We start from the raw sequence: 22,352 nt of genomic DNA on the forward strand, positions 1-22,352 counted from the left end.
ATAATGAAACTTCATGAATTGAAACCTGCAGAAGGTTCTCGTAAAACTCGTAACCGTGTTGGTCGTGGTACTTCATCAGGTAACGGTAAAACATCTGGTCGTGGTCAAAAAGGTCAAAAAGCTCGTAGCGGTGGCGGAGTACGTCTTGGTTTTGAAGGTGGACAAACTCCATTGTTCCGTCGTCTTCCAAAACGTGGATTCACTAACATCAACGCTAAAGAATACGCAATTGTTAACCTTGACCAATTGAACGTCTTTGAAGATGGTGCAGAAGTAACTCCAGTTGTTCTTATCGAATCAGGAATTGTTAAAGCTGAAAAATCAGGTATCAAGATTCTTGGTAACGGTGAGTTGACTAAGAAATTGTCTGTAAAAGCAGCTAAATTCTCTAAATCAGCTGAAGAAGCTATCACTGCTAAAGGTGGTTCAGTAGAAGTCATCTAAGAGAGGTGACCTATGTTTTTTAAATTATTGAGAGAAGCCTTCAAAGTCAAGCAAGTTCGATCAAAAATTCTTTTTACAATTTTTATCGTCTTTGTCTTCCGTATCGGGACTAGCATTACGGTTCCATGGGTGAATGCCAATAGCTTGAATGCTTTGAGTGGTCTATCTTTTCTAAATATGTTAAGTTTGGTGTCTGGTAATGCCATGAAAAACTTTTCAGTTTTTGCACTTGGTGTTAGTCCATACATTACTGCTTCTATCGTTGTCCAACTCTTACAAATGGATTTATTACCAAAGTTTGTAGAGTGGGGCAAACAAGGGGAAGTTGGTCGTAGAAAATTGAACCAGGCAACTCGATATATTGCCCTTGTTCTTGCATTCGTGCAATCTATCGGAATTACTGCTGGTTTTAATGCTTTATCTGGAGCCAAACTTTTGACTGTTCCTTTAACACCACAAGTTTTCCTTGTGATTGGAGCAATCCTAACAGCGGGTAGTATGATTGTAACTTGGTTGGGAGAGCAAATTACTGATAAGGGTTATGGAAATGGTGTTTCCATGATTATCTTTGCGGGGATTGTTGCTTCAATTCCTGATATGATCAAGGGAATTTATGTTGACTACTTTGTCAATGTACCAAGCAGTCGCTTGACTTCATCCCTCATTTTTGTTGCTATCTTAATTGTAGCAGTCTTATTGATTGTTTACTTTACAACTTATGTTCAACAAGCTGAATATAAGATACCAATTCAGTATACTAAGGTAGCACAAGGAGCACCGTCAAGTTCCTATCTTCCATTGAAGATTAACCCTGCAGGAGTTATTCCAGTTATCTTTGCTAGCTCGATTACTGCAGCACCAGCGGCAATTTTACAATTTGTAAGTGCATCTGGTCTTGATTGGGCCTGGGTACGTAGTGCTCAGGAGTTGCTATCTACAACAGCCCCTACAGGTATCGCTTTGTACGCTCTGTTGATTATCCTCTTTACATTCTTCTATACATTTGTACAGATTAATCCAGAGAAGGCAGCAGAAAATTTGCAAAAGAGCGGTGCTTATATCCACGGAGTCCGTCCTGGTAAAGGGACAGAAGAGTATATGTCAAAACTTCTTCGTCGTCTCGCAACAGTCGGTTCCCTCTTCCTAGGTGTCATTTCTATTTTACCTATTGTAGCTAAGGATTTATTTGGTCTTTCAGAAGTCGTTGCTTTTGGGGGGACAAGTCTTTTGATCATTATCTCAACAGGTATTGAAGGAATTAAACAATTGGAAGGTTATTTATTGAAACGTAAGTATGTTGGTTTCATGAATACAACAGAATAATTGTAATAGAAAAGAAAATTCACTATTGCTCAGAGAGTGGAGTTTAAAAATCAAAGACCTTGTCAGATTTTTATCTCCTCTCTTCTATTTTGTTTTTAAATAGGAGTTGAAATGAATTTTTGCTTCTATTTAAAAACAAAAAAGGAGTTTGAATCATGAATCTTTTGATTATGGGCTTACCTGGTGCAGGTAAGGGTACACAGGCAGCAAAAATTGTTGAACAATTTCATGTTGCTCATATCTCAACAGGTGATATGTTCCGTGCAGCAATGGCTAACCAAACTGAAATGGGTGTCTTAGCTAAGTCTTATATCGACAAAGGCGAGTTGGTTCCAGATGAAGTTACAAATGGTATCGTGAAAGAGCGTCTCTCACAAGATGACATTAAAGAAACTGGTTTCTTGTTGGATGGGTACCCACGTACAATTGAACAAGCTCATGCCTTGGATAAAACTTTAGCTGAATTAGGGATTGAGCTTGAAGGTGTTATTAACATCGAAGTAAATCCAGATTGTCTTTTGGAGCGTTTGAGTGGTCGTATCATTCACCGTGAAACTGGCGAAACTTTCCACAAAGTTTTCAATCCACCAGTTGACTATAAAGAAGAAGACTATTACCAACGTGAAGATGACAAACCTGAAACAGTAAAACGTCGTTTGGATGTTAATATTGCCCAAGGTGAACCAATTATTGCCCACTATCGTGCAAAAGGTTTGGTACATGATATCGAAGGTAACCAAGATATCAATGATGTCTTTGCAGATATCGAAAAAGTATTGACAAAATTGAAATAAAAGCGTTTTTCATGCTTGCAAAATGTCTCTACAAATGTTATACTGAGTTAGTCTGACTTATAATTGTTGTCTCTGTGTCTAGAGGCATCAAATCGAAATTTATGGAGGTACTTTTGCGTGGCAAAAGACGATGTGATTGAAGTTGAAGGTAAAGTAGTTGATACTATGCCGAATGCAATGTTTACGGTTGAACTTGAAAATGGACATCAGATTTTAGCAACAGTTTCTGGTAAAATTCGTAAAAACTATATTCGTATTTTAGCGGGAGATCGTGTTACTGTCGAAATGAGTCCATATGACTTGACACGTGGACGTATCACTTACCGCTTTAAATAATCGAAAAACTTGGAGGGATAAGAAATGAAAGTAAGACCATCGGTCAAACCAATTTGCGAATACTGTAAAGTAATTCGTCGTAATGGTCGTGTTATGGTAATTTGCCCAGCAAATCCAAAACACAAACAACGTCAAGGATAAGATAGAAAGGAGAAAACATGGCTCGTATTGCTGGAGTTGACATTCCAAATGACAAACGCGTAGTAATTTCATTGACTTATGTGTACGGTATCGGACTTCCAACATCTAAGAAAATCTTGGCAGCTGCTGGAATTTCAGAAGATGTACGTGTTCGCGATCTTACACCAGATCAAGAAGATGCTATCCGTCGTGAAGTGGATGCAATTAAAGTTGAAGGTGACCTTCGTCGTGAAGTTAACTTGAACATCAAACGTTTGATGGAAATCGGTTCATACCGTGGTATCCGTCACCGTCGTGGACTTCCTGTCCGTGGACAAAACACTAAAAACAACGCTCGCACTCGTAAAGGTAAAGCTGTTGCGATTGCTGGTAAGAAAAAATAATATAGGAGGTAAAAGTCTTGGCTAAACCAACACGTAAACGTCGTGTGAAAAAGAATATCGAATCTGGTATTGCTCATATTCACGCTACATTTAATAACACTATTGTTATGATTACTGATGTGCATGGTAATGCAATTGCTTGGTCATCAGCTGGTGCTCTTGGTTTCAAAGGTTCTCGTAAATCTACACCATTTGCTGCTCAAATGGCTTCTGAAGCTGCTGCTAAATCTGCACAAGAACACGGTCTTAAGTCAGTTGAAGTTACTGTTAAAGGTCCAGGTTCTGGTCGTGAGTCAGCTATTCGTGCTCTTGCTGCCGCTGGTCTTGAAGTAACAGCAATTCGTGATGTGACTCCAGTGCCACACAATGGTGCTCGTCCTCCAAAACGTCGCCGTGTATAATCATAACCTTACACTGCTTTTCGTTTAAGAGGGAGTAACTAAATGATCGAGTTTGAAAAACCAAATATAACAAAAATTGATGAAAATAAAGATTATGGCAAGTTTGTAATCGAACCGCTTGAACGTGGTTACGGTACAACACTTGGTAACTCTCTTCGTCGTGTACTTCTAGCTTCTCTTCCAGGGGCTGCTGTAACATCTATCAATATCGAAGGTGTATTGCATGAATTTGATACAGTTCCGGGTGTTCGCGAAGACGTGATGCAAATCATTCTGAACATCAAAGGTATTGCAGTAAAATCTTACGTTAAAGACGAAAAGATCATTGAACTAGATGTGCAAGGTCCTGCTGAAATTACAGCTGGAGATATCTTGACAGATAGCGACATTGAAATTGTAAATCCAGATCATTATCTCTTTACAATCGGTGAAGGTTCTTCTCTAAAAGCGACAATGACTGTTAACAGTGGTCGTGGATATGTACCTGCTGATGAAAACAAAAAAGATAATGCACCAGTTGGAACACTTGCTGTAGATTCTATTTATACACCAGTTACAAAAGTCAACTATCAAGTTGAACCTGCTCGTGTAGGTAGCAATGATGGTTTCGACAAATTAACCCTTGAAATCTTGACTAATGGAACAATTATTCCAGAAGATGCTTTAGGGCTTTCAGCACGTATCTTGACAGAGCACCTTGATTTGTTTACAAATCTTACAGAGATTGCTAAGTCAGCAGAAGTGATGAAAGAAGCTGATACTGAATCGGACGACCGTATCTTGGAACGTACGATTGAGGAACTTGACTTGTCTGTGCGTTCATACAACTGTTTGAAACGTGCCGGTATCAACACTGTGCATGATTTGACAGAAAAATCTGAAGCAGAGATGATGAAAGTAAGAAATCTTGGACGCAAGAGTTTGGAAGAAGTGAAAGTCAAACTCATTGATTTGGGTCTTGGATTAAAAGATAAATAAAGGAGGAATAAATGGCTTACCGTAAACTAGGACGCACTAGCTCACAACGTAAAGCAATGCTTCGCGATTTGACAACTGACCTTTTGATCAACGAATCAATCGTAACAACTGAAGCTCGTGCTAAAGAAATCCGTAAAACTGTTGAAAAAATGATTACTCTAGGTAAACGTGGTGATTTGCATGCACGTCGTCAAGCAGCTGCTTTCGTACGTAATGAAATCGCATCTGAAAACTATGATGAAGCAACTGATAAGTACACTTCTACTACAGCACTTCAAAAATTGTTCTCAGAAATCGCACCTCGTTATGCTGAGCGTAACGGTGGATACACTCGTATCCTTAAAACTGAACCACGTCGTGGTGATGCAGCGCCAATGGCGATCATCGAATTAGTATAAAATCATCAATTTTGTTGAGTGTTATGATGATGGAGTCTTGTGCTCTTAGTCTAGCTCTGGTCTACCGCTAGGACTTATGTCCTAGCGGGAACACTCATCATAAGATGATAAGGTAGACGCTTGTTTACGAAATTGTTTTTTACTTAAGAACAATTTCGTAAGCAGGCGTTTTTGAGTATTTTAGTAAGAAATATGCTATACTATTGAAAAAGAAAATCAACAATGTTCATTTTCTCAAAAATATTCTATAAAGAGGTTATGTGCCAATAAATTATCAGTTTTAAGTTCTAAACTAGCGACTTGGTAAAAAATATTAGCCTGGTACAAGATCAACTAAGAGATTTTTTTAGGGTTTCAACTTGGATAATTATTCACTATTAAGTGATTTAGTTACTCTATCCTCATTTTTCATTTTATTTTTGTCCAAAATGGATATCGTTCTGTGTTAGAAATGGAGTTTAATCATGAAAGCTATTATTACTGTTGTTGGTAAAGATAAATCTGGAATTGTTGCAGGTGTTGCGACAAAAATTGCTGAATTAGGCTTAAATATTGATGATATCTCACAAACAGTCTTGGACGAATTCTTTACTATGATGGCTGTGGTATCTAGTGATGAAAAACAAGATTTTACACATCTTAGAAACGAATTTGAGGTTTTTGGTCAGACTTTGAATGTCAAAATCAATATTCAAAGTGCGGCTATTTTTGATGCTATGTACAATATCTAGGAGGTATTTATGGATATTAGACAAGTTACCGAAACAATCGCAATGATTGAGGAGCAAAACTTCGACATTAGAACCATTACCATGGGGATTTCCCTTTTGGACTGTATCGATCCAGATATCAATCGTGCTGCGGACAAAATATATGAAAAGATTACTACAAAAGCAGCTAATTTAGTGGCTGTTGGAGATGAAATTGCGGCTGAGTTAGGAATTCCTATTGTGAATAAACGTGTGTCAGTAACTCCAATTTCCTTGATTGGTGCTGCTACCGATGCGACGGATTATGTAGTCTTAGCTAAAGCACTGGATAAAGCTGCGAAAAAAATTGGTGTTGACTTCATTGGTGGTTTTTCAGCCTTGGTACAAAAGGGTTATCAAAAAGGTGATGAAATCCTTATCAACTCCATTCCTCGTGCTTTGGCAGAAACGGATAAGGTGTGTTCATCAGTAAATATTGGTTCGACTAAATCGGGTATCAATATGACCGCAGTAGCGGATATGGGACGCATTATCAAGGAAACAGCTTCTTTATCTGATATGGGGGCGGCTAAATTGGTTGTATTTGCCAACGCGGTAGAGGACAATCCTTTTATGGCAGGCGCTTTTCATGGGGTTGGTGAAGCAGATGTCATCATCAATGTCGGTGTTTCTGGTCCAGGTGTTGTTAAACGTGCCTTGGAAAAGGTTCGTGGTCAGAGCTTTGATGTTGTTGCTGAAACTGTTAAAAAGACAGCCTTCAAGATTACCCGCATTGGTCAATTAGTTGGTCAAATGGCTAGTGAGCGACTTGGAGTTGATTTTGGAATTGTCGATCTGAGTTTGGCTCCAACTCCAGCAGTGGGTGATTCTGTAGCCCGTGTCCTTGAGGAAATGGGGTTAGAGACAGTTGGGACTCATGGAACGACTGCTGCCTTGGCTCTCTTGAACGACCAAGTTAAAAAAGGTGGAGTTATGGCTTGCAACCAAGTTGGTGGTTTGTCTGGTGCTTTTATCCCAGTTTCTGAGGACGAGGGGATGATTGCTGCTGTGCAAAATGGCTCCCTTAATTTGGAAAAACTAGAAGCTATGACGGCTATCTGTTCAGTTGGTTTGGATATGATTGCCATTCCTGAAGATACACCTGCAGAAACGATTGCGGCAATGATTGCGGATGAAGCTGCTATCGGAGTCATCAATATGAAAACAACTGCTGTACGTATTATTCCAAAAGGAAAAGAAGGCGATATGATTGAATTTGGTGGCCTTCTAGGAACGGCTCCGGTCATGAAAGTTAACGGTGCCTCGTCTGTTGACTTCATTGCACGTGGAGGGCAAATTCCGGCTCCAATCCATAGTTTTAAAAATTAAAAAGAAGTGGAATCTATTTAAGTTGGATTTAAGGATAGACCTGTATACTACTATCATTAAATAAAGACCTCCTAACTTTATTTAATTAAAATCCTAACTTTTTCATAATAATCTCCTACAAAAGTCACTCTTTGGAGTGACTTTTGTTTTATATCAAGAGAAAATAAAGAAAGTAGCATGTTCAAATTTGTAAATTTGTTCAAAAATAAGATGATTTAAAGGATAAAACCAGTTTTTTCATTCTGTAAAATGGGCTAAAACCTTGCTATGATTGGCTTTTTGAAAAATTATGGTATAATAGTAGTAGTTTTAATAGATGGAGTTGAATTTTGAAAAAACGCTTTCGTGTAAAAAAAGAGAAAGATTTTAGTGCAATATTTAAAAAAGGGGAGAGTTTTGCTAATCGTAAATTTGTTATTTATCGATTAGAAAATAATGAACAGCATTTTCGAGTTGGCCTATCTGTCAGTAAAAAATTAGGAAACGCTGTCACAAGGAATCAGATCAAAAGAAGAATTCGACATATTTTGATTGAACATAAAAATCAGCTGGTTGAAAATGTAGATTTTGTTGTGATTGCTCGAAAAGGTGTTGAAATCTTGGACTACGCGGAAATGGAAAAAAATCTACTTCACGTATTAAAGTTATCAAAGATTTACCAGGAAGGAAATGGGAGTGAAAAAGAAATTACAGTTGACTAGCTTAATGGTGCTTGCTTTATTTGTGATGAGCGCCTGCACGGCTAGTGGTACGACGAGTGAGATTACAGCTGAATCAACAGGTTTTTGGAGTAAATTTGTTTATTTTTTTGCTGAAACCATTCGCTTTTTATCATTTGATACAAGTATTGGTCTGGGGATTATTTTATTTACCCTTCTAATCAGAACCATTCTTTTACCAGTCTTTCAGATACAAATGGTGGCATCTAGAAAGATGCAAGAAGTACAACCACTGGTTAAAGAGTTGCGAGAACGTTATCCGGGACGGGATATGGAGAGCCGTACCAAGTTGGACCAAGAAATGCGTCAGTTGTTCAAGCAACATGGTGTCAAACAGTCAGCTTCTCTTTGGCCAATCTTAATCCAAATGCCAGTCTTGTTGGCCTTGTTCCAAGCTTTGAGTAGGGTAGAATTTCTAAAAACGGGTCATTTCTTATGGATTAACCTTGGCGGCGTTGATACGACTTTTGTTTTGCCTATTCTGGCAGCTATCTTTACTTTCCTTAGCACCTGGTTATCCAATAAGGCCATGGTTGAGAAAAATGGCGCCATGACAGGGATGATGTATGCAATGCCAGTCATAATTTTCTTCTTTGCCATGTATTCACCAAGTGGGGTTGCCTTATACTGGGCGGTATCCAATGCTTATCAGGTGCTCCAAACTTATTTGCTCAACAATCCATTTAAGATTATTGCAGAGCGTGAGGCGGGAGTACAGGCTAAGAAGGATTTAGAAATCAAGAAGAGAAAAGCTCTCAAGAAAGCACAGAAAAAGAAAAAGTAAGGAGGAATCTTGTAATGGTATTATTTACAGGTTCAACTGTTGAGGAAGCAATCCAAACGGGATTGAAGGAATTGGGGATTCCTAGAATGAAGGCGCATATTAAGGTTGTCTCAAGGGAGAAAAAAGGTTTCTTTGGCCTTTTTGGGAAGAAACCAGCGCAAGTTGATATCGAAGCAATTAGTGAGACAACTGTTGTTAAGGCAAATCAGCAAGCAGTCAAAGGAGTTCCAAAGGAAGTTAATGCTAAGAACGAACCCGTTAAGACTGTTAGTGAGGCAACCGTAGACTTAGGGCATGTTGTTGAAGCAATCAAGAAAATCGAGGAAGAAGGGCAAGGGATCTCTGAAGAGGTTAAGGCCGAAATTCTAAAAAATGAGAAAAAGGCTAGTACAATTTTAGAGGAGACTGGTCATATTGCCATTCTAAAAGATTTACTGCCAGAAGAATCTAAAGAGCAAGAAGAAGTCGATCAGAATGATGATTTAGAAAATCTAGGTTTGAAGATTGAACCGACCTATGATATTGACCAGGTGGTCGAAGAAGTGACCAACTATGTTCAAGGTATTATTGATGATATGGATGTTGAGGGAGCAATTTCAAGTACCTCAAATCGCCGTTCTATCAATATGCAAATTGATACCAATGAACCGGGCCGTATTATCGGTTACCATGGTAAGGTTTTGAAATCTCTTCAACTTTTAGCACAAAATTATCTTTATAACCGCTATTCAAGAACCTTCTATATTACCATCAATGTTAATGATTATGTAGAACACCGTGCAGAAGTCTTGCAAAGTTATGCACAGAAGTTAGCTACACGTGTCCTAGAAGAGGGGCGTAGTCAGGTGACTGATCCAATGTCTAGCAGCGAACGTAAAATCATCCATCGTATTATTTCACGTATGGAGGGTGTCACTAGTTATTCAGAAGGTGATGAACCAAATCGTTACGTTGTGGTTGATACAGAATAATCAAAGCAAAATCAGGGGCATCCTGATTTTTTGCTAGCTAAGGAAGATTGAGCCTATGTTGAATACAATGAGAGAATATCTAGCTTTCTCTGGTTTACAGTATCAAAAACCCGAGAGGGCAGGTCAAGAAGCTGAAAAAATGCTTTATTTGAGGAGCAAGGGGCAGGAGGCCAGAAAGGTCTTTACACACTTAGCCAAGGCTTTTCAGGAAAGACATCCAGAATGGGATCTCCAAGGGACGAGTCAGTGGATGAATCAAGCCCAACGTTTGCGACCGCATTTCTGGGCCTATCTACAGCGTGAGGGAGAAGTGACAGAATCGATGTTGGCCCTTCGTTTGTATGGAAGCCTTTCTGATTTTGGAGTTTCACTAGAAGTGAGTTTTATTGAGCGTAAGAAGGATGAGCGAACATTAGGCAAACAAGCCAAGGTCTTAGAAGTTCCAGTGATAGACGGAATTTACTATTTAGTCTACTCAAATGGAGAAAGTCACAAGATGGAGGCTACTGAGGAAAATCGTCAAATTTTAAGAGAAAAACTATCCCATCAGGAAGTTCGCAAAGTTTTAGTTAAATCGGATGTTCCAGTGACAGACAGACAATCTCTAGACAAGTTTTTAGATGAATTAGATAAATATTTTGAAAAACTGTTACCTTACTATCAAGCAACTAGAAATTAGTATAATCGATTGATTCATTTTATAGTAAATTGTTTTATTGCTATTCTAGGTATTTTTTCATATAATAGTAAAATAAGATGCGTGATAGACCTATCACCTCAAAGAGAAAGGAAATTCTATGTCAAATCTATCTGTTAATGCGATTCGTTTTCTAGGTATTGACGCTATCAATAAAGCGAACTCAGGTCACCCAGGTGTGGTTATGGGAGCTGCACCGATGGCATACAGCCTATTCACTAAAGAACTTCGTATCAATCCAGCTCAACCAAACTGGATTAACCGCGACCGTTTCATTCTTTCAGCTGGTCACGGATCAATGCTTCTTTATGCTCTTCTTCATCTTTCTGGATTTGAAGATGTGAGCATGGATGAAGTGAAGAGCTTCCGTCAATGGGGATCTAAAACTCCAGGTCACCCAGAATTTGGTCATACAGCAGGGGTTGATGCAACAACAGGCCCTCTAGGACAAGGGATTGCGACTGCGACAGGTTTTGCACAAGCAGAACGTTTCCTTGCGGCTAAGTACAACCGTGAAGGTTATAACATCTTTGACCACTACACTTACGTTATCTGTGGAGATGGTGACTTGATGGAAGGTGTTTCAAGTGAAGCTGCTTCTTATGCAGGCTTGCAAAAGCTTGACAAGTTGGTTGTTCTTTATGATTCAAATGATATCAACTTGGATGGAGAGACAAAAGATTCTTTCACAGAAAGTGTCCGTGATCGTTACAATGCTTATGGTTGGCATACAGCCTTGGTAGAAGATGGAACAGACTTAGAAGCTATTCATGCTGCTATTGAAGAAGCTAAGGATTCAGGAAAACCATCTTTGATCGAAGTGAAAACTGTTATTGGTTATGGTTCTCCAAACAAACAAGGGACTAATGCCGTACACGGTGCTCCTCTTGGTGCAGACGAAACTGCAGCAACTCGCCAAGCCCTTGGTTGGGGCTACGAACCATTTGAAATCCCGGCAGAAGTTTATGCTGATTTCAAAGAAAATGTTGCAGACCGTGGTGCATCAGCATACGAAGCATGGACAAAACTAGTCGCAGATTACAAAGAAGCTCACCCAGAACTTGCTGCAGAAGTGGAGGCAATCATTGAAGGACGCGATCCAGTTGAGGTGACTCCAGAAGACTTCCCAGCTTTAGAAAATGGCTTCTCTCAAGCAACTCGTAACTCAAGTCAGGATGCTTTGAATGTAGTAGCTGCTAAATTGCCAACCTTCCTTGGTGGATCAGCTGACCTTGCTCATTCAAATATGACTTACATCAAAACTGATGGACTTCAAGATGATGCAAATCGCTTAAATCGTAACATCCAATTTGGTGTTCGTGAATTTGCTATGGGTACAGTCTTAAACGGAATGGCTCTTCACGGTGGACTTCGTGTTTATGGTGGAACATTCTTCGTCTTCTCAGACTATTTGAAAGCGGCTGTACGTTTGTCAGCCTTGCAAGGTCTTCCTGTAACTTATGTCTTCACCCACGATTCAATCGCAGTTGGTGAAGATGGACCAACTCATGAGCCGATTGAACATTTGGCAGGACTTCGTGCAATTCCAAACCTCAATGTTTTCCGTCCGGCAGATGCGCGTGAAACTCAAGCAGCTTGGTATCAAGCAGTGAAGAGCGAGAAAACACCGACTGTTCTCGTCTTGACTCGTCAAAACTTGACTGTTGAGGAAGGAACAGACTTTGATAAGGTTGCGAAAGGTGCTTACGTTGTATATGAAAATGCAGCAGACTTTGACACTATCTTGATTGCGACTGGTTCAGAGGTTAATCTGGCTGTTGCAGCTGCTAAAGAATTGGCAAGTCAAGGTGGCAAAGTTCGCGTAGTCAGCATGCCATCTACAGATATATTTGACGCACAAGATGCAGCCTACAAAGAAGAAATCTTACCAAATGCAGTTCGTCGCCGTGTAGCAGTTGAAATGGGAGCAACTCAAAACTGGTATAAATACGTTGGTCTTGATGGAGCAGTTCTTGGTATTGATACCTTTGGAGCATCTGCCCCAGCACCAAAAGTTTTAGCAGAATATGGATTTACAGTTGAAAACTTAGTAGAACTTGTAAACAACTTGAAATAAGAAAAATCAGGGCATTTGCTCTGGTTTTTTATTGACCTAAAATCAAGGTGCAATCTTGTAAAAACAAGTGAAATTTGATATAGTAGTTTTATCTGAATTACAAAGGAGTAAAAAATAATGGGTGGGAATTTAACATTCTTGATTATGCTTGTTTTGATGTTCGGCTTGATGTTCTTCATGCAACGTTCTCAAAAGAAACAAGCTGAAAAACGTATGGAGAGCCTCAACAAACTTCAAAAAGGCTACGAAGTAATCACTATCGGTGGTCTCTACGGTACAGTCGACGAAGTTGATACTGAAAACAAAACGATTGTACTTGATGTAGACGGAGTATACTTGACTTTCGAATTAGGTGCAATTAGAACAGTTTTGCCAGTCAAAGAAGCTGTCACACCTGAAGGTGCAGTTATCGAAGAAGGCAGTGCTATTGAAGAATAAAACGGGGTGGAATGCATTCCCGTTTTTCTATAAATGAGAGGAACAATGATGAAAAAAGTTGTCTTTGTCTGTCTTGGCAATATTTGTCGTAGTCCCATGGCGGAATTTGTAATGAAATCCCTGACCGATAAATATGAGATTCAAAGTCGAGCGACTTCTTCCTGGGAACACGGTAATCCAATCCACAAAGGAACGCAAGGAATCTTTCGAAGTCATGGCGTTCCTTATGATACTTCAAAAACTTCCCAACAAATTTCTAAAAAAGATTTTGAGTATTTTGACTATATCATTGGGATGGATGAGTCTAATCTCGCTGATTTGCGTGAGATGTGTCCACAGGATCAACAATACAAGATACAGCCTTTTGCATCTGAAAGCGTTCCAGATCCCTGGTATACAGGTGATTTTGAAGAAACTTATGACCGAGTTTTAACTGGTTGCCAGGCTTGGTTAAGTCGCTTAGAAAATGAGAGTGAACATGGAAAATTTAAAAAAACTCTATGAAAAATATAGTGTCTATTTAACACGTCCCCGTTTAGAAATTGCGACAGTGATCATCATTGTTGTCTGTGCAGGTCTCGTATTTCTGACCAATCTTCCAAAACAGGGCGTTCTTAAGCTTGATAACGATGCTATTATTTATGACGGGAGCCTAGTTCGTGGTAAGATGAATGGTCAGGGCACTGTTACCTTCTCAAACGGTGATACCTATACTGGAGAATTTAGCAATGGTGCCTTCAATGGTAAAGGTACCTACCAAGCTAAAGCAGGTTGGGTATATGAGGGAGACTTTGTAAATGGCCAAGCTGAAGGAAAAGGAAAACTGACTACCGAACAAGAAGTAGTCTATGAAGGGGACTTCAAACAAGGTTTATTTCAACAAGCACAATAACCTCCTCCTAGAAGGAGGTATTCTTCCAGAACAACAGAAAGCGCTTACATGGAAATAAAAACGGCTTACAAGACTGTTTTACAACTAAGTTTGTGAAAAATAAAACTTTTATGGAATAATTCACAAACTTTAAGTGAAAAAGCGCATGTGTGGGTATATTTGAAATTGTTTTCACAAACAAATAAAAAAAGTTTGTGAAATGTCTATGAAACTGTTTACAAACGTTTAAAAAAGAGTTATAATGAACTTGTGAAAAAATTAACAAAGGACTTACAATCCTTGAAAGCTATGGAGGAAAATATGGCTGATAAAAAAACTGTAACACCAGAAGAAAAGAAACTCGCTGCTGAAAAGCATGTCGATGGTTTGGTGCAAAAAGCTTTAGTTGCTCTTGAAGAAATGCGTAAACTCGACCAAGATCAAGTCGATTATATCGTAGCAAAAGCTTCAGTTGCAGCACTTGATGCTCACGGAGAATTGGCTTTACATGCCTTTGAAGAAACAGGACGTGGAGTATTTGAAGATAAAGCAACTAAAAACCTATTTGCTTGTGAGCACGTAGTAAACAACATGCGCCACACTAAAACAGTTGGTGTTATCGAAGAAGATGATGTAACAGGATTGACTCTTATCGCTGAACCAGTTGGTGTTGTTTGTGGTATCACTCCAACAACTAACCCAACTTCAACAGCAATCTTTAAAGCGTTGATTTCATTGAAGACTCGTAATCCTATTGTCTTTGCATTCCACCCATCAGCTCAAGAATCATCAGCTCACGCAGCTCAAATCGTTCGTGATGCAGCGATTAAAGCAGGTGCTCCTGAAAACTGTGTACAGTGGATTACTGAACCATCTATGGAAGCAACTAGTGCATTGATGAACCACGAAGGTATTGCAACAATCCTTGCAACAGGTGGTAATGCCATGGTTAAAGCTGCATATTCATGTGGTAAACCAGCTCTTGGGGTAGGTGCCGGAAACGTTCCAGCTTATGTTGAAAAATCAGCTAACATCCGCCAAGCTGCTCACGATATCGTAATGTCTAAATCATTTGACAATGGTATGGTCTGTGCATCTGAACAAGCGGTTATCATTGATAAAGAAATTTACGATGAATTTGTAGCAGAGTTCAAATCTTACCATACTTACTTTGTAAACAAAAAAGAAAAAGCCCTTCTTGAAGAGTTCTGTTTCGGCGTGAAAGCAAACAGCAAAAACTGTGCTGGTGCAAAATTGAACGCTGACATCGTTGGTAAACCAGCAACTTGGATTGCAGAACAAGCAGGATTTACGGTTCCAGAAGGAACAAACATTCTTGCTGCAGAATGTAAAGAAGTTGGTGAAAACGAGCCATTAACTCGTGAAAAATTGTCACCAGTTATCGCAGTTTTGAAAGCTGAAAGCCGTGAAGATGGTATTGCTAAAGCTCGTCAAATGGTTGAATTTAACGGTCTTGGACACTCAGCTGCCATCCATACTGCTGATGAAGAATTGACTAAAGAATTTGGTAAAGCTGTTAAAGCTATTCGTGTTATCTGTAACTCACCTTCTACTTTCGGTGGTATCGGGGACGTTTACAATGCCTTCTTGCCATCATTGACACTCGGATGTGGTTCTTACGGACGTAACTCAGTTGGGGATAACGTTAGCGCCATTAACCTCTTGAACATCAAAAAAGTCGGAAGACGGAGAAATAACATGCAATGGATGAAACTTCCTTCAAAAACATACTTTGAACGTGATTCAATTCAATACCTTCAAAAATGTCGTGACGTTGAGCGTGTCATGATCGTTACTGACCACGCTATGGTAGAGCTTGGCTTCCTTGATCGTATCATCGAACAACTTGACCTTCGTCGCAATAAGGTTGTTTACCAAATCTTTGCAGATGTAGAACCAGATCCAGATATCACTACAGTTGAACGTGGTACTGAGATTATGCGCTCTTTCAAACCAGATACAATCATCGCTCTTGGTGGTGGATCACCAATGGATGCTGCTAAAGTTATGTGGCTCTTCTACGAGCAACCAGAAGTGGACTTCCGTGACCTTGTACAAAAATTCATGGATATCCGTAAACGTGCCTTCAAATTCCCATTGCTTGGTAAGAAGACTAAATTCATCGCGATCCCAACTACATCTGGTACAGGATCTGAAGTAACTCCATTTGCCGTTATCTCTGATAAAGCAAACAACCGTAAATACCCAATCGCTGACTACTCATTGACACCAACTGTGGCAATCGTAGACCCTGCTTTGGTATTGACAGTTCCTGGATTTGTAGCCGCTGATACTGGTATGGACGTATTGACTCACGCAACTGAAGCTTACGTATCACAAATGGCTAGTGACTATACTGATGGTCTTGCTCTTCAAGCAATCAAACTTGTATTCGAAAACCTTGAAAGCTCAGTTAAGAATGCAGACTTCCACTCACGTGAGAAAATGCATAACGCTTCAACAATCGCTGGTATGGCCTTTGCGAATGCCTTCCTAGGTATTTCTCACTCAATGGCTCACAAGATTGGTGCGCAATTCCACACAGTTCACGGACGTACAAATGCAATCTTGCTTCCATACGTTATCCGTTACAACGGTACTCGCCCAGCTAAGACAGCTACATGGCCTAAGTACAACTACTACCGTGCAGACGAGAAATATCAAGATATCGCTCGTATGCTTGGACTTCCAGCTTCTACACCAGAAGAAGGGGTGGAATCTTACGCAAAAGCTGTCTACGAACTTGGTGAGCGCGTAGGTATCCAAATGAACTTCAAAGCACAAGGTATTGACGAAAAAGAATGGAAAGAACATTCACGTGAATTGGCCTTCCTTGCTTATGAAGACCAATGTTCACCTGCTAACCCACGTCTTCCAATGGTTGACCATATGCAAGAAATCATCGAAGATGCTTACTATGGTTACAAAGAAAGACCAGGACGCCGTAAATAATTGATTATCAGCCAAAACCGAGGGTAAACCTCGGTTTTTTATGCTTAGAGAATATATTTTTTATTAAGAAATGCATAGAATTGGAGTAGGCCGCAAGGCTAAGTAAAGAAATGAAAATATTACCAAAGCTTATCAGAAAAACAAGGCCAGCGCTTGCAATTAAACTAAAATAGTTATATAATAGGTATGTTGAAAGGTGATTTGTAGTGATTCAAGTTACTCTTTTCACAATAAAATTTTCATGATTTTCATAAGGAGGAAATCACTAATGGTAGTTAAAGTTGGTATTAACGGTTTCGGACGTATCGGTCGTCTTGCTTTCCGCCGTATCCAAAACGTAGAAGGTGTTGAAGTTACTCGCATCAACGACCTTACAGATCCAGTTATGCTTGCACACTTGTTGAAATATGACACAACTCAAGGTCGTTTCGACGGAACTGTGGAAGTTAAAGAAGGTGGATTTGAAGTTAACGGTAAATTCGTTAAAGTTTCTGCTGAACGTGATCCAGAACAAATTGACTGGGCTAACGACGGTGTAGAAATCGTTCTTGAAGCAACTGGTTTCTTTGCTACTAAAGCAGCTGCTGAAAAACACTTGCACCCAGGTGGAGCTAAAAAAGTTGTTATCACTGCTCCTGGTGGATCAGATGTTAAAACAGTTGTATTTAACACTAACCACGACGTTCTTGACGGTACTGAAACAGTTATCTCAGGTGCTTCATGTACTACAAACTGCTTGGCTCCAATGGCTAAAGCTCTTCAAGATAACTTCGGTGTTGTTGAAGGATTGATGACTACTATCCACGCTTACACTGGTGACCAAATGATTCTTGACGGACCACACCGTAAAGGTGACCTCCGTCGTGCTCGCGCTGGTGCTGCTAACATCGTACCTAACTCAACTGGTGCTGCTAAAGCTATTGGTCTTGTAATCCCAGAATTGAACGGTAAACTTGACGGAGCTGCACAACGCGTTCCTACACCAACTGGTTCAGTAACTGAATTGGTAGTTGTTCTTGAAAAGAATGTTACTGTTGATGAAGTGAATGCAGCTATGAAAGCAGTAGCCAATGAATCATACGGTTACACAGAAGATCCAATCGTATCTTCAGATGTTGTAGGTATGTCTTACGGTTCATTGTTTGACGCAACTCAAACTAAAGTTCTTGACGTTGACGGTAAACAATTGGTTAAAGTTGTTTCATGGTACGACAACGAAATGTCATACACTGCACAACTTGTACGTACTCTTGAATACTTCGCTAAAATTGCTAAATAATTCTTGAGTTGATAAAAGCAAGGCTAACTGGTCTTGCTTTTTTTGTATCTATAAGAAAAAATGGATGATAGTGTCATCCATTTTGGTTTAATTCTCTTTCAAATGTGTCTGATAGCGCAGTAAAGCTTAATTTGTTTAAGGTCAGAGGATGGACAAAGGAAAGTTTAAATGCATGAAGCATTAGTCTCTTAGTTTTTGAGTGTGGATTGTAGAGCGGGTCTCCTAGGATTGGATGTCCGTGGTGAGATAGATGAACCCGAATCTGATGAGTTCGCCCTGTTTTTAATCGACAACGAATGAGGCTAGTTTTGTTTTGAAATGGTTTCAATCGAGTTACTTGGGTTTCGGCGTATTGACCATTTTTTTGATCCACAACTCTTTTTCTACGATCGTGACGATCGCGACCGATTTTATCTCGGAAGATAAGCTCTTTAGTACCTACTTTTCCATCAACCAGAGCCCAGTATTCTCGGAAAATCTCTTTTTTCTCCAATAATCGATTGAGGATGGGTAGTATGAATGGATTTTTAGCAAATAGTACGAGTCCACTTGTTTCTTTGTCCAGTCTATGAACGACATAGCAAGTTTGACCTACATAGGCGCTGACATGATTGAGAAGAGCAATCTCATCAGGCTGATTTCCATGTGTTTTCATACCCTCGGGTTTGTTGACGATGATTAAATGTTGGTCCTGATAAACTTCTTGGACAAGATTAGGATTCCCCCAAACAATTTCTTTTGTAGGATAATCTTCCTCATCGAAAATCAGTTGACATTCATCTCCGGCTTTGACAGTTTGATGCCAATGGACTTCTTCTTGATTGATGAGAATGTGCTTTTTAATTCTCAAGAAATGCCGTATTTTTCTTGGAATGAGTAGTTGATCTTCCAAGAAGACTTTGACAGTCATTTCAGGAAGAGAATCAGGGATAACAAAGGTAAATTTCATACAGATATTGTAACAAAAAATAGATTATTTGGATAGAGAAACTAGCTAAATTCTTGTCTTCCTATGGGGAAGATGATAAAATAAACGCATGAAATTAGATACATTATTTGAAAAATTTCTTTCTTTATTTAAGAAAGATGAAGCTGAAATGGAAAAAATAGAAATCGACGAAGCTAATAATGAAGAAAATACCTCGACTAATTTAAGACGGTCAAGAGGTGGGCGAAAGAAAGTTGGCCAAGTCGGACCCATTCGAAAATTTTGGCGTCGCTATCATCTGACCAAAATCTTTCTAATTCTCGGACTAAGTGCAAGCTTGTTTGTTGGGGTCTATCTATTTGCCTTGGCTAAATCGACAAATGTTACAGACTTGCAGAATGCTTTGAAAACACGAACGGTGATTTTTGACAGAGAAGAGAATGAGGCTGGTGCCTTGTCAGGCCAAAAAGGGACCTATGTTGAGCTCTCGGAAATTAGTGAAGACTTGCAGAATGCTGTTATTGCGACAGAAGATAGAAGCTTCTATAAAAATAGTGGAATTAACTATAGTCGTTTTTTCCTAGCTATCCTAACAGCTGGTCGCTCGGGTGGTGGTTCTACAATTACCCAACAGTTAGCGAAAAATGCTTATCTTTCGCAAGACCAAACTGTTCAGAGAAAGGCTAAAGAATTCTTCCTTGCTTTAGAATTAACCAAAAAATACAGTAAAAAAGAAATTCTAACCATGTATTTGAACAATGCCTACTTCGGTAATGGAGTTTGGGGTGTTGAGGATGCTAGTAAAAAGTACTTTGGAGTTTCGGCATCGGAATTAACTCTTGATGAAGCCGCCACTTTAGCAGGTATGCTTAAAGGCCCAGAATTGTACAATCCTCTGAATTCCATTGAGTATTCAACTAATCGAAGAGATACTGTCTTACAAAATATGGTGGCTGCCGGCTACCTTGATAAAAATAAGGAAGCAGAAGCAGCAAGTGTTGATATGGCTTCTCAATTGAAAGATAGTTATGAAGGGAAAATATCAGACTACCGTTATCCTTCCTATTTTGATGCAGTTGTTAATGAAGCTATTGAAAAGTATAATCTAACAGAGGAAGAAATCGTTAATAACGGTTATCGAATTTATACGGAGCTAGATCAAAATTACCAAGCAAATATGCAGGTTATCTATCAAAATATTTCGCTCTTTCCGACAGCTGAAGATGGGACACATGCAGAGTCTGGTAGTGTCGCTTTGGAGCCAAAAACGGGTGGAGTTCGAGGAGTTGTTGGTCGAGTGGCAGGGGATGATAAGACAGGTTTCAGGAATTTTAACTATGCAACCCAATCAAAAAGAAGCCCAGGTTCGACTATTAAACCCTTGATAGTGTACACACCAGCGGTTGAAGCGGGTTGGTCTCTTAATAAGGAGTTGGATAATCATACCATGCAATATGGTGATTATAAAGTAGACAACTACGCAGGAATCAAGACATCACGAGAAGTACCCATGTATCAAGCTTTGGCTAAATCTCTAAATTTACCTGCAGTAGCTACTGTTAAAGAACTTGGAATTGATAAAGCCTTTGAAGCGGGTGAAAAGTTTGGTCTCAACATGAGCGATGTAGATCGTGTGCTTGGAGTAGCTTTAGGTGGCGGCGTAGAAACGAACCCTCTTCAGATGGCCCAAGCCTACGCAGTGTTTGCAAATGAAGGACTCATGCCGGATGCTCACTTTATCACCCGTATTGAAAATGCTAGTGGTCAAGTGATTGCTAGTCATAAAAATACTCAAAAACGAGTGGTTGACAAATCGGTAGCTGATAAAATGACCAGTATGATGTTAGGTACTTTTACAAATGGTACAGGGGTCAGTTCGTCTCCAGATGATTATGTCATGGCTGGAAAAACAGGAACAACAGAGGCAGCCTTTAACCCAGAATATACCAGTGATCAATGGGTGATTGGATATACCCCTGATTTAGTGATTAGCCATTGGCTTGGTTTCCCTACTACCGATGAAAATCATTATCTAGCAGGTTCGACTTCGAATGGTGCTGCTCACATTTTTAGAAGTATGGCGGAAACAATCCTACCATATACGCCAGGTAGCACCTTTACAGTTGAAAATGCTTATAAAATGAATGGTATTGCACCAGAAAATACACCTAAACAAACTACAAGTGATACTAGTACGCAGTCGGATGATATATTAGCAGATATTCGTGGACGAGCACAAAATCTGGTCGATGAAGCAGGAAAAGCTATTTCAGATGCTAAGATTAAAGAAAAAGCTCAGACAGTTTGGGATACCATTGTAGATTTGTTTCGCTAAATTGTTTAAAAGGTAAAAGGCAAGGATTCAAATCTTTGTCTTTTTTACCCTCACTTGTCAGTATTCACAACTGCCATATCATTAGAGAGTAAAAACAGCACAAGATAGAAATTAGTGCCCCTCTTTCCCCCTTTCTCTGCTAAACTATAAGCAGAGAAAGGGGGAAAGCAAATGCTTGAGAAATATTATGCAAAGGTAAAAGGAATTATTCATAAATGTAGAAAAGACTACTATCTCCACCTGTGGGAGAAAGAGGATTGGGACCAAGAAGGACTGATCTGTCTCCATGAACTTCTAGAAAAGCATCCAGAACTAGTGGAAGAAGAAAAGAAACTCTACGTCTACTTCAAAACAAAATTTCGCAATCGAATCCTTGATAGCGTCAGAAAACAAGAGAGTCAAAAGCGTCGCCTAGACCGGATGGCCTACGAAGAAGTAGGAGAAATTAGCCATCGCCTACCAGAAGGAGGATTGTGGTTGGATGATTACTACGCCCTTCATGAATTGTTGGATACATATAGAAGAAAATTACCAGAAGATAAACAAGAAGCCTACGAACGCCTCTGGGCAGACGAACGATTTAAAGGCCGCAAAGCCCTTCTCAGAGAGCTGAAGGAAAGATTACAAGACTTCTAAAAAAAATTAAAAAAAGGTGTTGACAAAGTAAGAAAAGTCGGTATAATAGTAAGAGTTGAAAATAACAACTCCGGTCCGTTGGTCAAGGGGTTAAGACACCGCCTTTTCACGGCGGTAACACGGGTTCGAATCCCGTACGGACTATAGTATGAAGCAGATAAAACACTAGATGAAAAAAATTAAAAAAAGTTTCAAAAAAGTGTTGACAAGCGAAAGCGGCTGTGATATACTAATATAGTTGTCACTTGAGAGAAGTGAGTGACAAAGACCTTTGAAAACTGAACAAGACGAACCAATGTGCAGGGCACTACAACTAAGGTTGTAGTACTGAACAATGAAAAAACAATAAATCTGTCAGTGACAGAAAT

General features: G+C 39.5%; 24 protein-coding genes and 1 tRNA gene. 24 read left to right on the forward strand and 1 reads right to left on the reverse strand.

Annotation, left to right across the window (positions count from 1 at the left end; genetic code table 11):
- Positions 1-3: 3 nt before the first annotated feature.
- The 21 genes from rplO to gap all read left to right on the forward strand — a co-directional run bounded on the left by rplO (position 4) and on the right by gap (position 18,085).
- On the forward strand, positions 4-444 hold the full coding sequence (rplO, locus tag TZ96_RS00585; protein ID WP_000766079.1) for a 50S ribosomal protein L15: 441 nt from the start codon (positions 4-6) through the stop codon (positions 442-444).
- Positions 445-456: 12 nt separating this feature from the next.
- Positions 457-1,767, forward strand: a complete 1,311-nt coding sequence (gene secY, locus TZ96_RS00590) for a preprotein translocase subunit SecY (protein WP_000465391.1) — start codon at positions 457-459, stop codon at positions 1,765-1,767.
- Positions 1,768-1,922: 155 nt separating this feature from the next.
- Positions 1,923-2,561 (forward strand): adenylate kinase, encoded by a 639-nt coding sequence (locus tag TZ96_RS00595; protein WP_001050432.1) that lies wholly within the window; start codon positions 1,923-1,925, stop codon positions 2,559-2,561.
- 117 nt (positions 2,562-2,678) lie between these two features.
- Complete coding sequence (infA, locus tag TZ96_RS00600; RefSeq protein ID WP_001029883.1) at positions 2,679-2,897, forward strand: translation initiation factor IF-1; 219 nt, start codon at positions 2,679-2,681, stop codon at positions 2,895-2,897.
- A 24-nt stretch (positions 2,898-2,921) separates the two neighbouring features.
- Positions 2,922-3,038 carry a 50S ribosomal protein L36 gene (gene rpmJ / locus TZ96_RS00605; RefSeq protein ID WP_001808836.1) on the forward strand — a complete coding sequence of 39 codons (117 nt, stop codon included), beginning with the start codon at positions 2,922-2,924 and terminating at the stop codon, positions 3,036-3,038.
- A 17-nt stretch (positions 3,039-3,055) separates the two neighbouring features.
- Positions 3,056-3,421, forward strand: a complete 366-nt coding sequence (gene rpsM, locus TZ96_RS00610) for a 30S ribosomal protein S13 (RefSeq protein ID WP_000090783.1) — start codon at positions 3,056-3,058, stop codon at positions 3,419-3,421.
- 17 nt (positions 3,422-3,438) lie between these two features.
- Positions 3,439-3,822 (forward strand): 30S ribosomal protein S11, encoded by a 384-nt coding sequence (gene rpsK / locus TZ96_RS00615; protein WP_001118385.1) that lies wholly within the window; start codon positions 3,439-3,441, stop codon positions 3,820-3,822.
- 42 nt (positions 3,823-3,864) lie between these two features.
- Entirely contained in the window at positions 3,865-4,800 is a 936-nt protein-coding gene (locus TZ96_RS00620) for a DNA-directed RNA polymerase subunit alpha (RefSeq protein ID WP_000568996.1), read from the forward strand.
- Positions 4,801-4,811: 11 nt separating this feature from the next.
- Entirely contained in the window at positions 4,812-5,198 is a 387-nt protein-coding gene (gene rplQ, locus TZ96_RS00625; RefSeq protein WP_000331493.1) for a 50S ribosomal protein L17, read from the forward strand.
- 464 nt (positions 5,199-5,662) lie between these two features.
- Complete coding sequence (locus TZ96_RS00630; RefSeq protein WP_000644115.1) at positions 5,663-5,929, forward strand: ACT domain-containing protein; 267 nt, start codon at positions 5,663-5,665, stop codon at positions 5,927-5,929.
- 9 nt (positions 5,930-5,938) lie between these two features.
- On the forward strand, positions 5,939-7,276 hold the full coding sequence (locus tag TZ96_RS00635) for a PFL family protein (protein ID WP_045762468.1): 1,338 nt from the start codon (positions 5,939-5,941) through the stop codon (positions 7,274-7,276).
- Positions 7,277-7,605: 329 nt separating this feature from the next.
- A complete protein-coding gene (gene rnpA / locus TZ96_RS00640; protein WP_045762469.1) occupies positions 7,606-7,977 on the forward strand; it encodes a ribonuclease P protein component in 372 nt (123 codons plus the stop codon).
- Positions 7,952-8,779, forward strand: a complete 828-nt coding sequence (locus tag TZ96_RS00645; RefSeq protein ID WP_198921485.1) for a YidC/Oxa1 family membrane protein insertase — start codon at positions 7,952-7,954, stop codon at positions 8,777-8,779. The genes rnpA and TZ96_RS00645 overlap by 26 nt, the downstream gene beginning before the upstream one ends.
- A 14-nt stretch (positions 8,780-8,793) precedes the next feature.
- A complete protein-coding gene (gene jag / locus TZ96_RS00650) occupies positions 8,794-9,750 on the forward strand; it encodes an RNA-binding cell elongation regulator Jag/EloR (protein WP_045762471.1) in 957 nt (318 codons plus the stop codon).
- Positions 9,751-9,805: 55 nt separating this feature from the next.
- Positions 9,806-10,429 carry a hypothetical protein gene (locus TZ96_RS00655; RefSeq protein ID WP_045762472.1) on the forward strand — a complete coding sequence of 208 codons (624 nt, stop codon included), beginning with the start codon at positions 9,806-9,808 and terminating at the stop codon, positions 10,427-10,429.
- Positions 10,430-10,547: 118 nt separating this feature from the next.
- On the forward strand, positions 10,548-12,524 hold the full coding sequence (gene tkt / locus TZ96_RS00660) for a transketolase (RefSeq protein WP_045762473.1): 1,977 nt from the start codon (positions 10,548-10,550) through the stop codon (positions 12,522-12,524).
- A gap of 117 nt (positions 12,525-12,641) precedes the next feature.
- Positions 12,642-12,962, forward strand: coding sequence for a preprotein translocase subunit YajC (gene yajC, locus TZ96_RS00665; RefSeq protein ID WP_000509386.1), 321 nt, complete (start codon positions 12,642-12,644; stop codon positions 12,960-12,962).
- A 48-nt stretch (positions 12,963-13,010) separates the two neighbouring features.
- Positions 13,011-13,466 carry a low molecular weight protein-tyrosine-phosphatase gene (locus TZ96_RS00670; protein WP_045762480.1) on the forward strand — a complete coding sequence of 152 codons (456 nt, stop codon included), beginning with the start codon at positions 13,011-13,013 and terminating at the stop codon, positions 13,464-13,466.
- Complete coding sequence (locus TZ96_RS00675; protein ID WP_045762474.1) at positions 13,441-13,854, forward strand: MORN repeat-containing protein; 414 nt, start codon at positions 13,441-13,443, stop codon at positions 13,852-13,854. Before TZ96_RS00670 ends, TZ96_RS00675 begins: the two co-directional genes overlap by 26 nt.
- Positions 13,855-14,154: 300 nt before the next feature.
- Positions 14,155-16,806 (forward strand): bifunctional acetaldehyde-CoA/alcohol dehydrogenase, encoded by a 2,652-nt coding sequence (gene adhE, locus TZ96_RS00680; RefSeq protein ID WP_045762481.1) that lies wholly within the window; start codon positions 14,155-14,157, stop codon positions 16,804-16,806.
- Positions 16,807-17,074: 268 nt separating this feature from the next.
- Entirely contained in the window at positions 17,075-18,085 is a 1,011-nt protein-coding gene (gap, locus tag TZ96_RS00685; RefSeq protein WP_045762475.1) for a type I glyceraldehyde-3-phosphate dehydrogenase, read from the forward strand.
- Between the two features lie 73 nt (positions 18,086-18,158).
- Here the strand turns inward: gap and TZ96_RS00690 are convergent, their stop codons facing one another.
- Positions 18,159-19,034 (reverse strand): RluA family pseudouridine synthase, encoded by an 876-nt coding sequence (locus tag TZ96_RS00690; protein ID WP_142321996.1) that lies wholly within the window; start codon positions 19,032-19,034, stop codon positions 18,159-18,161.
- A gap of 88 nt (positions 19,035-19,122) precedes the next feature.
- Here TZ96_RS00690 and pbp2a point away from each other — a divergent pair, with 88 nt between their 5' ends.
- From pbp2a to TZ96_RS00705, 3 genes are all read left to right on the forward strand, one after another.
- On the forward strand, positions 19,123-21,348 hold the full coding sequence (gene pbp2a / locus TZ96_RS00695) for a penicillin-binding protein PBP2A (protein ID WP_045762476.1): 2,226 nt from the start codon (positions 19,123-19,125) through the stop codon (positions 21,346-21,348).
- Between the two features lie 171 nt (positions 21,349-21,519).
- Positions 21,520-21,984 carry a sigma-70 family RNA polymerase sigma factor gene (locus tag TZ96_RS00700; RefSeq protein ID WP_045762477.1) on the forward strand — a complete coding sequence of 155 codons (465 nt, stop codon included), beginning with the start codon at positions 21,520-21,522 and terminating at the stop codon, positions 21,982-21,984.
- A 72-nt stretch (positions 21,985-22,056) separates the two neighbouring features.
- A tRNA-Glu gene (locus tag TZ96_RS00705) sits at positions 22,057-22,128 on the forward strand.
- The last annotated feature ends 224 nt before the right edge of the window (positions 22,129-22,352 follow it).

Origin of the sequence: Streptococcus infantis (genome assembly GCF_000963255.1) — a bacterium.
GTDB lineage: Bacteria > Bacillota > Bacilli > Lactobacillales > Streptococcaceae > Streptococcus > Streptococcus nidrosiense.

Coding starts and splice junctions, on each gene's coding strand:
- rplO (WP_000766079.1), top strand. CDS start 4: ATGAAACTTCATGAATTGAAACCTGCAGAAGGTTCTCGTAAAACTCGT.
- secY (WP_000465391.1), top strand. CDS start 457: ATGTTTTTTAAATTATTGAGAGAAGCCTTCAAAGTCAAGCAAGTTCGA.
- TZ96_RS00595 (WP_001050432.1), top strand. CDS start 1,923: ATGAATCTTTTGATTATGGGCTTACCTGGTGCAGGTAAGGGTACACAG.
- rpmJ (WP_001808836.1), top strand. CDS start 2,922: ATGAAAGTAAGACCATCGGTCAAACCAATTTGCGAATACTGTAAAGTA.
- rpsM (WP_000090783.1), top strand. CDS start 3,056: ATGGCTCGTATTGCTGGAGTTGACATTCCAAATGACAAACGCGTAGTA.
- TZ96_RS00620 (WP_000568996.1), top strand. CDS start 3,865: ATGATCGAGTTTGAAAAACCAAATATAACAAAAATTGATGAAAATAAA.
- rplQ (WP_000331493.1), top strand. CDS start 4,812: ATGGCTTACCGTAAACTAGGACGCACTAGCTCACAACGTAAAGCAATG.
- TZ96_RS00630 (WP_000644115.1), top strand. CDS start 5,663: ATGAAAGCTATTATTACTGTTGTTGGTAAAGATAAATCTGGAATTGTT.
- TZ96_RS00635 (WP_045762468.1), top strand. CDS start 5,939: ATGGATATTAGACAAGTTACCGAAACAATCGCAATGATTGAGGAGCAA.
- jag (WP_045762471.1), top strand. CDS start 8,794: ATGGTATTATTTACAGGTTCAACTGTTGAGGAAGCAATCCAAACGGGA.
- TZ96_RS00655 (WP_045762472.1), top strand. CDS start 9,806: ATGTTGAATACAATGAGAGAATATCTAGCTTTCTCTGGTTTACAGTAT.
- tkt (WP_045762473.1), top strand. CDS start 10,548: ATGTCAAATCTATCTGTTAATGCGATTCGTTTTCTAGGTATTGACGCT.
- yajC (WP_000509386.1), top strand. CDS start 12,642: ATGGGTGGGAATTTAACATTCTTGATTATGCTTGTTTTGATGTTCGGC.
- TZ96_RS00670 (WP_045762480.1), top strand. CDS start 13,011: ATGAAAAAAGTTGTCTTTGTCTGTCTTGGCAATATTTGTCGTAGTCCC.
- TZ96_RS00675 (WP_045762474.1), top strand. CDS start 13,441: ATGGAAAATTTAAAAAAACTCTATGAAAAATATAGTGTCTATTTAACA.
- adhE (WP_045762481.1), top strand. CDS start 14,155: ATGGCTGATAAAAAAACTGTAACACCAGAAGAAAAGAAACTCGCTGCT.
- gap (WP_045762475.1), top strand. CDS start 17,075: ATGGTAGTTAAAGTTGGTATTAACGGTTTCGGACGTATCGGTCGTCTT.
- TZ96_RS00690 (WP_142321996.1), bottom strand. CDS start 19,034: ATGAAATTTACCTTTGTTATCCCTGATTCTCTTCCTGAAATGACTGTC.
- pbp2a (WP_045762476.1), top strand. CDS start 19,123: ATGAAATTAGATACATTATTTGAAAAATTTCTTTCTTTATTTAAGAAA.
- TZ96_RS00700 (WP_045762477.1), top strand. CDS start 21,520: ATGCTTGAGAAATATTATGCAAAGGTAAAAGGAATTATTCATAAATGT.